Genomic DNA, 8,643 nt, shown 5'->3' on the forward strand with positions numbered 1-8,643 from the left:
CGCAAGGCCAAGGCCCGTACCTTCGACGCCCTCTGGCGCGCCATCGGCGACATCTGCGACCTGTTCGAGCCCCAGGAATGCTGGAACTTCCTCAAAGCCAAGGGATATGCGTCTAATTAAAGTTCCGATGCTCTAGCTTGCTCTCAACAAGAAGTGAATCTATTTCCGACGCAAGCATCATTTCGAATGCTCGCGCTAATGAGATCCATTCATCCAACACAGTACACCGCCCATGCGTTCATTAATTCGTGACGTTTTTGAAATAGATCGCCCCGCCGGTAGGCCGCCTCGACCTTATTCTCGATGATGTGGGCGAGCGCCATCTCCACCATCTCGTTCGGGAAGTGCGTCGTCTCGGCCGCCCAGTCGCGGAACGTTGACCGGAACCCGTGCACGGTCAGGTCCGGCCGGCCCATCCGCTTCAGCAGCTCCAGCATAGCCATGTTCGACAAAGGCCTGCCGCGCTTGCCGCCGGGGAAGACATACTTGTCGTCGAGCGCCCTGAACCGTTCGAGGATCCTCAAGGCCTGAGCGCAGAGTGGCACCCGGTGCTCGCGACCGCCCTTCATCCGCTCGGCCGGCACGGTCCAGGCCCGTTCGGCTAGGTCAATCTCATCCCAGGTCGCCCCGATCACCTCGCCAGTGCGGGCGGCCGTCAGGATCGTGAATTCCAGCGCCAGGGGCGAGGTACCGTTTTGCTGGCGAAGGCTGGCGACGAATTCGGTGATCTGAACGAAGGGGATGGCGGCATGGTGCTCGACGCGCTGCACCTTCGATCGCTTCGGCAAGAGGTTCTGCAGGTGGCCGCGCCAGCGCGCCGGGTTCTCGCCTTGCCGGTAGCCGCGGGTCGCAGCCCAGTCGAGCACGGATTCGATGCGGCCTCGGACCCGGGTGGCGGTCTCAGTCTTGTCGCCCCAGATCGGCTCGATCACCCGCATCACGAGTCCGGTGTCGATAGCCTGCACGGGGAGGACGCCGAACACCGGCGACGCGTAGGTCGCCAGGGTGTTGCGCCACTGGTCGACGTGCTTCTCGTTGCGCCAGCCTTTCTTGTGCGCCTCGATGTAGGCTTCGGCGCATGCGTCGAACGTCATGGCCTTCGCCGCGTCGAGCTGAGCGGCCGATCGAACCCTCTGTCGGGCCTCTATTGGGTCGATACCGTCGAGGCAGAGCTTTCGGCACTCCGTGGCCTTGCTGCGCGCTTCGGCCAGCGTCAGCGTGTGAAGCGAGCCGAGACCCATCGACCTGGCGCGGCCGTTGAGCATGAACCGAAAGATCCATGACCGGGCGTCGGCATGTGTCACCTGCAGGTAGAGGCCACCGCCGTCGGCGTAGAGGCCCGGTTCCCGCGTGCGCGAGACCACCAGTGCCGACAGCTGTCCCGGCCCACGCCTCAAATCACAACCTACAGCCATACCTACAAAAGTGAGCCGGATTGTAGCGTGTCCGTGCGTGTACGGGAAGACAAAGCGGGACGGGGCGCCCCAAGAAAAACAACAGCTTACGGTCAACGGCGGACAGTGGCGGACAGTCCTTTGAAGGACGCTCCCTCCGCCATCTGACCGGCCAATCGCGAGATCCATCAGCAGGTTCGCGCAGCCGCGCCTCATCCTGCTCAGGATACGATCGACGCGTTGCCCGTTCGGGATGCGCGGGCGACATCCGGCGGCGCCCGCGGCATCCTCGCCCCGAGGAGGATGCCTTGGTCTACGTGCTCATCATCATGCTGGCCGGATCCGGCTCCGCGATCGTCTCGGCGCGTTGAACACCAAGGACGCCTGCGAGACGGCCGCCAAGGCGATCGCCAAGGCCGACCGCCCCTATGCCGGCGCCTCTGCCATCACCGTGTGCGTGGCCAAGGGATAGGCTTGCACGGCCTGCGCCGGGATGGTCACGCGTCTGAGCGTCTGGTCCCAGGCCCTTCCGGACAGGCGCCGCCTCCTGCTGCCCCTCTCCCACATGCCTGAGGCCGACGCGCGCTGCGTTCGGCATCGCAGGCCCGACGGGTCAGGGCCGCACGGAGCGGCGAAGGGAACACGCCAGACGCATATGTCGCGTCTCGACGTCGGCCTCGTCAGTGTCGCGACCCTCGATGATCCGATCGTCACGCGACAATTAAGCTCGACGAACCGGCAGGCATGCGAATGAATATTGCAGGCCTGCCCTATAATTGCATTTGACCTTCGGCGATGATTCGTATCTACTCAATATTATCGAAAAATTACACTCGTTATAGAACGTGAAGTGTTCTACTCGATAGAGGCGCTTCCATGAATTTCATCAACAGAGACCCATCCGGGACGATGGCGGCCGCACTGGCAGCGCAGATCAATGCGAATGGTTACGCCGTGATCGACGATTACGTCGACCCGGATCTCTTATGCGCTGCACAAGCCTTCGTCGCGGATGCCATTACAGCCAACAACGGCGAGTATATCGGATTCACGGGGACGGAACAACTCGGCGGAACGTTCCTGGCCAGCTTGCCCAAGGATCCGAACTTTGTGTCTCTCTGCCGCCGTATCTATGAGAGCGAGGTCGGCAAGCCTGCCCCGGAGAGCGGCTTCTACCAGGTCCTGCGCTGCCTTTCCGGACGTGGCGTCCAGAAGCACTCGATGCGCTTCCATTTCGACTCCTACGTCCTGACGGCGCTGATCCCCATCGCGGTTCCCGAGCACGGCAATCCGGGCCGGCTGATCATCCACCCCAACACCCGCGGCCTGCGCCGGACCTATCTCGGCAACCTCCTCGACAAGGTGCTGGTCGACAACCGGGTCTCGCAGGCTCTGCTGAACGCGGCCTATCGCCGGGGCAGCCGGCGCATGATCCGGCTCTCGCTCAAACCCAGGAGCCTGTATTTCTTCTGGGGCTACCGCTCGCTGCATACCAACGAGCCGTGTGACGCCGACGCGATCCGCGCCACGGCGCTGCTGCACTACGCCGACCCGCATGCGGACAGCCGGGTCAAGCGGGCGCTGCGCCGGCACTGAGCCCTCAGACGGCGGCCCCCGTCACGCCGCCGCGACCCGCGTCGTCGCGGCCTCCCAGTCGGCGCCCCATTCCTGCACGATGTGGCCCGGGGAGACCTCCCGGTAGAGGCGCTCGGGCGCGACGTAGTCCGGCGGCCGGATCGGGCTGCGGATCTCGTCGTCCGGCAGGGCGTGGCGGTCCCGGCGGCGGGCCGGGTCGGGGACCGGGACGGCGGCGAGCAGCTTCTTCGTGTAGGGATGCTGCGGGTCGCCGAACACGGCCGCCCGCGGGCCGATCTCCACGATCTCGCCGAGATACATCACCGCCACCCGGTGGCTCACCCGCTCGACCACGGCCATGTCGTGGGAGATGAACAGGTAGGCGAGCCCCATCTCGGCCTGCAGGTCGAGCATCAGGTTCACCACCTGCGCCTTCACCGAGACGTCGAGCGCCGAGACCGCCTCGTCGGCCACGATCAGGCGGGGGCGCAAAGCCAGGGCCCGGGCGATGCAGATCCGCTGGCGCTGGCCGCCGGAGAATTCGTGCGGGAAGCGCCCGGCGGCCTCGGCCGGCAGCCCGACGCGGGTCAGCAGCGCCTCGGCGCGCGCGCGCGCCTCACGGGCCGTGGCGAGGCGGTTGATCAGCAGCGGCTCGGCCACCGCGGCGCCGACGCTCATGCGCGGGTCGAGGCTGGCGAACGGGTCCTGGAAGATCATCTGCATCCGCTGGCGGCGCGTGCGCAGGGCTTTGGGGTCGAGGCCCGCAATGTCCTCGCCGTCGAGCAGGACCGAGCCGGCAAGCGGCTCGACCAGGCGCAGGATCGAGCGGCCGGTGGTGGACTTGCCGCAGCCGGATTCGCCGACCAGCGCCAGGGTCTCCCCGGCCGCCAGGCTGAACGAGACCCGCTCCACCGCGTGGACCCGGCCCGTGACCCGGGCGAACAGGCCGGAGCGGATCTCGAACCGCGTGGTCAGGTCGCGGACCTCCAGGACCGGGCGCTCGGCGGCCTTGACGGTGTCGGGGGTCTCGGGCGTCGGCTCCGCCACGCCGGTGGCGCGGTCGATCACGGGAAAGCGCATCGGCCGGGCGCGGCCCGCCATGGCGCCGAGCCGCGGCACGGCGGCGAGCAGCGCCCGGGTGTAGGGATCCTCGGGCGCGGCAAAGATCCGGGCGGTGGGGCCGGCCTCCACGGCGCGGCCGCGATACATCACCACCGTGCGGTCGGCGATCTCGGCGACCACGCCCATGTCGTGGGTGATGAACAGGACCGACATGCCCTCTTCGTCCTGGAGGCTCTTGATCAGGTCGAGGATCTGGGCCTGGATCGTCACGTCGAGCGCCGTGGTCGGCTCGTCGGCGATCAGGAGTTTTGGCCGGCAGGCGAGCGCCATGGCGATCATCACCCGCTGGCGCATGCCCCCCGAGAACAGGTGCGGGTATTGATGGATCCGCGACCGGGCGCCGGGGATCCGGACCTTATCGAGCAGCCGGACCACCTCGGCCTCGGCGGCGGACCGCGACAGGCCCCGGTGCCGGATCAGCGCCTCGGCGATCTGGAAGCCGACGGTCAGGACCGGGTTCAGGGAGGTCATCGGCTCCTGGAAGATCATGGCGATGGCATCGCCCCGGACCCGCCGCATCTCGGCCTCGGAGGCGGTGAGCAACTCCCGCCCCTCGAAGCGCACGCTGCCGCCGATGCGGCTCGCGTCCCGGGCGAGCAGGCGCATGATCGACATCGCGCTGACGCTCTTGCCGGAGCCGGATTCGCCCACTAGCGCCACGGTCTCCCGGGGGCCGATGTCGAACGAGACGCCGTGCACGACCTCCCGCCAGCGCCCGTCGGAGCGGAAGGCGGCGGTGAGGTCGCGCACCGACAGGATCGGATCCGTCACGGGGGTCACTCCTCACCCATCCAGGTTTCAAGCTGCCAGCACCGTTGCGGGCTGGGGTGGACGAGTGACCACCCGCGCCTCTCCCTCCCCCCTCTGCGGGGGAGGGTGGGCCGGCCGTCAGGCCGGATCGGGAGAGGGGAACCCGGGTTCAGGACACGGCGCGACCGGCACGACGGGCGAAGCCCTATCCTGCACCGTCGCTCCCTCCTCCCGACCCCCTTCGGGAGCCACCCTCCCCCGCAGAGGGGGGAGGGAAGGCGCGCGACAGGCCGGCCGCGATCAGATCCGTGCAGGCCCATGCCTAAAAAACCCGTCGCGGGTCGAGGGCGTCGCGCAGGCCGTCGCCGATGAAGTTGATCGACAGCACGGTCAAAAAAATCGCGCCGCCGGGGAACAGCGCCCAGTGCGGGGCGACGTCGAGATGGTCCTTGGCGTCGAACAGCAGGCGGCCCCAGGTCGGGATGTCCGGGGGGAAGCCGAGGCCGAGGAACGAGAGGGTCGATTCCGCGATGATCGCCGCCGAGACCTCGATGGAGGCGGCCACGATCACCGGCCCCAGCGCGTTCGGCAGGATGTGGCGGCGCACGAGGTGCCCGGTAGTGGCACCCTGCGAGCGCGCCGCCTCCACGAACTCCTTCTCGCGCAGCGTCAGGAACTGCGCCCGCACCAGCCGGGCGACCGGCATCCAGCGCAGGCCCCCGATCACCGCGACGATCATGAGGAAGACGCCGCCCTGGACCCCGAACATGGCCTTCAGGCTGTCGCGGAACAGGTAGATCACCAGCAGCAGCAAGGGCAGCTGCGGCAGGGACAGGAATAGGTCGGTCAGCCACATCAGGGCGGGGTCGAGTAGTCGACGCGACATGCCGGCCAGCGCCCCGACCACGACCCCGATCAGGCTCGCCACCGCCATGGCGGCGAAGCCGACCGCGAGCGAGATCCGCCCCCCGTAGATCATCCGGGCGAGCAGATCCTGGCCGAGATCATCGGTGCCGAACGGGTGCGCCCAGGACGGGCCCTGGAGCTGGGCCGAGAAGTCGATGTCGTCGATGGCCAGCGGCCAGATCAGGCCGCCGAACAGCACGCCGCCGACCAGCACCGCCAGCACGGCGACGCTGGCCAGAGCCAGCCGGTGCCGGCGGAAGCGCCGCCAGGTCTCCCGCCCGGGCGAGGCCGGTGCGCGCGGGCGGGGGGGCGCCTCAACGGAGGGCGATGCGAGGGTCGAGCCAGCCATAGAGCAGGTCCGCGACGAGGTTGAACAGGACGACGAGGCCGGCGAACACGAAGGTCACGGCCATCACCACCGGGGTGTCGTTGGCCAGCATCGCGTCGATCAGCAGGGAGCCGATGCCGGGGATCCGGAAGATCTGCTCGGTGACGATGGCGCCGCCGAACACCGCCGGGATCTGGAGGGCGACGAGCGTCACCACCGGGATCAGGGCGTTGCGGGCGATATGCCGGCGCGTCACCGTGCCCTCGGTGAGCCCCTTGGCCCGGGCGGTGGTGACGTAGTCGAGGCGGGCGACGTCCAGCGCCGAGGCACGCACGTAGCGGGTGTAGGAGGCGGCTTGGAAGAAGCCCAGCACCGCCACCGGCATGATGGCCTGCCGGATGTTCTCCCAGGCCCAGGCGAGGCCAGTGCCGGGGAGGTTGGCCTGGTAGACGAAGGGCAGCCAGCCGAGCTTGATCGAGAACAGCAGGATGAACAGCAGGCCGGTGAAGAAGGTCGGCAGCGAGAAGCCCACGAAGGCCAAGGTGTTGGCGACCTGGTCGGCCAGCGAGTAGGGCCGGCGAGCGGCGTAGAGCCCCACCGGCACCGCCACCAGCAGGGCCAGGATCTGCGAGGAGCCGACCACGAACAGGGTGGTCGGCAGCCGCTGAAGGATCAGCGCGTCGACGTTCACCCGGCTGGCGAAGGAGAAGCCCCAATCCCCGTGCAGCATGGCCCAGAGCCAGCGCAGGTAGCGGGTGAAGATCGGGTCATCGAGGCCGAACTTGACCCGCAGCGCCGCGCGCACCTCGGGGGGCACGTTCGGGTTGGCCGCGAGTTCGCCGAACGGGTCGCCCGGCGCGAGGGCCAGGACGACGAACAGGATCAGGCTGATCCCGAGCAGGCTCGGGATCGCGATCAGCAGCCTGCGCAGGATGTAGGCGCCCATGGTGCGCGGCTCCCGCTCAGGCCTCCCGGCTCCATTCGGGCAGGAACGACAGGTCGTTGTCCCAGCCGCTGCGCGGCGCCACGAGCTTGGCGGAGACCCCCGAGACCTCGGCCCGGTGGATCAACGGCAGGATATTCTCCGACACCGCGAGATCGTTGGCCTTGATCAGCAGGGCGGCGCGCTTGACCGGGTCGAGTTCGGCTTGAGCGGCCTTGTAGGCGGCGTCGTAATCGGCGTTGCGCCAGCGGGCGATGTTGCGGCCCTGCCACTTGTTCTCCTTGGTGGCGGCCTCCCAGGAGACGTATTGGAGCAGCCAGATCGAGGGATCGGCCTGGGTCATGCTGAACGCGTACATCTCCATGTCCGCGTAGAAATGCGGGAACGTGTCCGGGTTGGCGGTGTCGGAGGAGAAGAACACCGAGCCGGTGATCGATTTCAGCTCGATCTCGATGCCGGCCTTGGCGGCGGCCTGCTTGATGATCGCCTGGGTCTTCTGGCGCGGAGCGTTGATCGAGGTCTGGAACAGCAGCTTCAGGCGCTTGCCGTCCTTGGCCCGGATGCCGTCGGAGCCCTTCGCCCAGCCGGCCTCGTCGAGGAGCGCGTTGGCCTTGGCCGGATCGAACGCGAAGCGGGTGTTCTTCGAGACGAAGCGCTCCGGGCCGTTCACCGAATTGGCCGTGGCCCGGCCGGTGCGGCCGTAGATGTAGTCCTGGATCGACTTGCGATCGACCAGCAGGCTCATCGCGTGGCAGACCTTCGGGTCGGAGAAGGCCGGGTGCTTGGTCTTGATCGAGGAGCGCTCGCCGTCGACCTCGACGTTCGGGTCCGTGGTGTTGAGCAGCAGGAACTCGAGCTTGCCGCCGTAGACGACGTCGACCCGGCCCTTGCCGCCGGTCTCCAGGCGCTTGAGCACCTCGTCCTCGACGAGCAGGTTCCAGGCGTAGTCGTACTCGCCGGTCTGGAGCACGGCCCGGGCCGCCGAGACCGCGTCGCCGCCGCCCTTCATCTCGACGCTGTCGAAATAGGGACGGTTGGGCAGGTGATAGTTCGGGTTGCGCTCGCCCCGGACGATGTCGCCGGGCCGGAATTCGAGGAACCGGTACGGGCCGGTGCCCACCGGCGCGAGGTTCTGCGGCGCCTCCCGGGACTTGGCGCCGGTATAGGCGGAAAACAGGTGTTTCGGGATCACCATGCCGACCGTGCCCACGAAGGCATCGCTCCAGTACGGCGTCGGCTTGTCGAACAGGATCCGGATGCTGAGGTCGTCGATCTTCTCGACTTTGCAATCCTTGTAGGAGCCGATCGTCACCGCCGCGGTGGCGGGGTCGCGGGCGTATTCCCAGGTGAAGACGAGATCGTCGGCGGTGAGCGGCTTGCCGTCGTGCCAGAGCACCCCGGGCTTGATCTTCCAGACCACCGAGCGGCCGTCCGCGGCCAGCCCGCCATTCTCCTTGGACGGGATCTCGGCGGCGAGAACGGGGACGAGGTTGCCGTCCGGGTCCCAGGCGGCCAGCGGCTCGTAGAAGATCCGGGAAGCCTCCTGGTCCTTGGTGCCGATGGCGAAATGCGGGTTGATCAGGGTCGGCGCCTGCCACCAGAGCAGGCGCAGCGCCCCGCCGCCC

6 protein-coding genes are annotated in these 8,643 nt (G+C 67.9%); 1 reads left to right on the forward strand and 5 read right to left on the reverse strand.

The features are described 5' to 3' along the window. Nucleotides 1–209 precede the first annotated feature (209 nt). The gene (locus MKK65_RS09310) at nt 210–1,415 is read right to left on the reverse strand and encodes a tyrosine-type recombinase/integrase (RefSeq protein ID WP_243957227.1); all 1,206 of its coding nucleotides are present in this window, start codon (nt 1,413–1,415) and stop codon (nt 210–212) included. An 855-nt stretch (nt 1,416–2,270) separates the two neighbouring features. Here MKK65_RS09310 and MKK65_RS09315 point away from each other — a divergent pair. Next, the gene (locus tag MKK65_RS09315) at nt 2,271–2,990 is read left to right on the forward strand and encodes a hypothetical protein (protein ID WP_243957222.1); all 720 of its coding nucleotides are present in this window, start codon (nt 2,271–2,273) and stop codon (nt 2,988–2,990) included. Between the two features lie 21 nt (nt 2,991–3,011). Here the strand turns inward: MKK65_RS09315 and MKK65_RS09320 are convergent, their stop codons facing one another. The 4 genes from MKK65_RS09320 to MKK65_RS09335 form a co-directional block, all read right to left on the reverse strand. After that, nucleotides 3,012–4,862, reverse strand: coding sequence for an ABC transporter ATP-binding protein (locus MKK65_RS09320; RefSeq protein ID WP_243957223.1), 1,851 nt, complete (start codon nt 4,860–4,862; stop codon nt 3,012–3,014). Nucleotides 4,863–5,163: 301 nt separating this feature from the next. Further along, on the reverse strand, nt 5,164–6,096 hold the full coding sequence (locus MKK65_RS09325; protein WP_243957224.1) for an ABC transporter permease: 933 nt from the start codon (nt 6,094–6,096) through the stop codon (nt 5,164–5,166). After that, nucleotides 6,062–7,021 (reverse strand): ABC transporter permease, encoded by a 960-nt coding sequence (locus tag MKK65_RS09330; protein ID WP_243957225.1) that lies wholly within the window; start codon nt 7,019–7,021, stop codon nt 6,062–6,064. Before MKK65_RS09330 ends, MKK65_RS09325 begins: the two co-directional genes overlap by 35 nt. Nucleotides 7,022–7,037: 16 nt before the next feature. Continuing rightward, the coding region (locus MKK65_RS09335; RefSeq protein WP_243957226.1) for a peptide ABC transporter substrate-binding protein at nt 7,038–8,643 on the reverse strand (1,606 nt) is incomplete at its 5' end.

Source organism: Methylobacterium sp. J-001 (genome assembly GCF_022829565.1).
Classification (GTDB): Bacteria; Pseudomonadota; Alphaproteobacteria; order Rhizobiales; family Beijerinckiaceae; genus Methylobacterium.

What these genes read in the sequence shown, in the direction of transcription:
- MKK65_RS09325 (WP_243957224.1), bottom strand. Translation starts at nt 6,096, where the DNA reads ATGGCTGGCTCGACCCTCGCATCGCCCTCCGTTGAGGCGCCCCCCCGC.
- MKK65_RS09310 (WP_243957227.1), bottom strand. Translation starts at nt 1,415, where the DNA reads ATGGCTGTAGGTTGTGATTTGAGGCGTGGGCCGGGACAGCTGTCGGCA.
- MKK65_RS09315 (WP_243957222.1), top strand. Translation starts at nt 2,271, where the DNA reads ATGAATTTCATCAACAGAGACCCATCCGGGACGATGGCGGCCGCACTG.
- MKK65_RS09330 (WP_243957225.1), bottom strand. Translation starts at nt 7,021, where the DNA reads ATGGGCGCCTACATCCTGCGCAGGCTGCTGATCGCGATCCCGAGCCTG.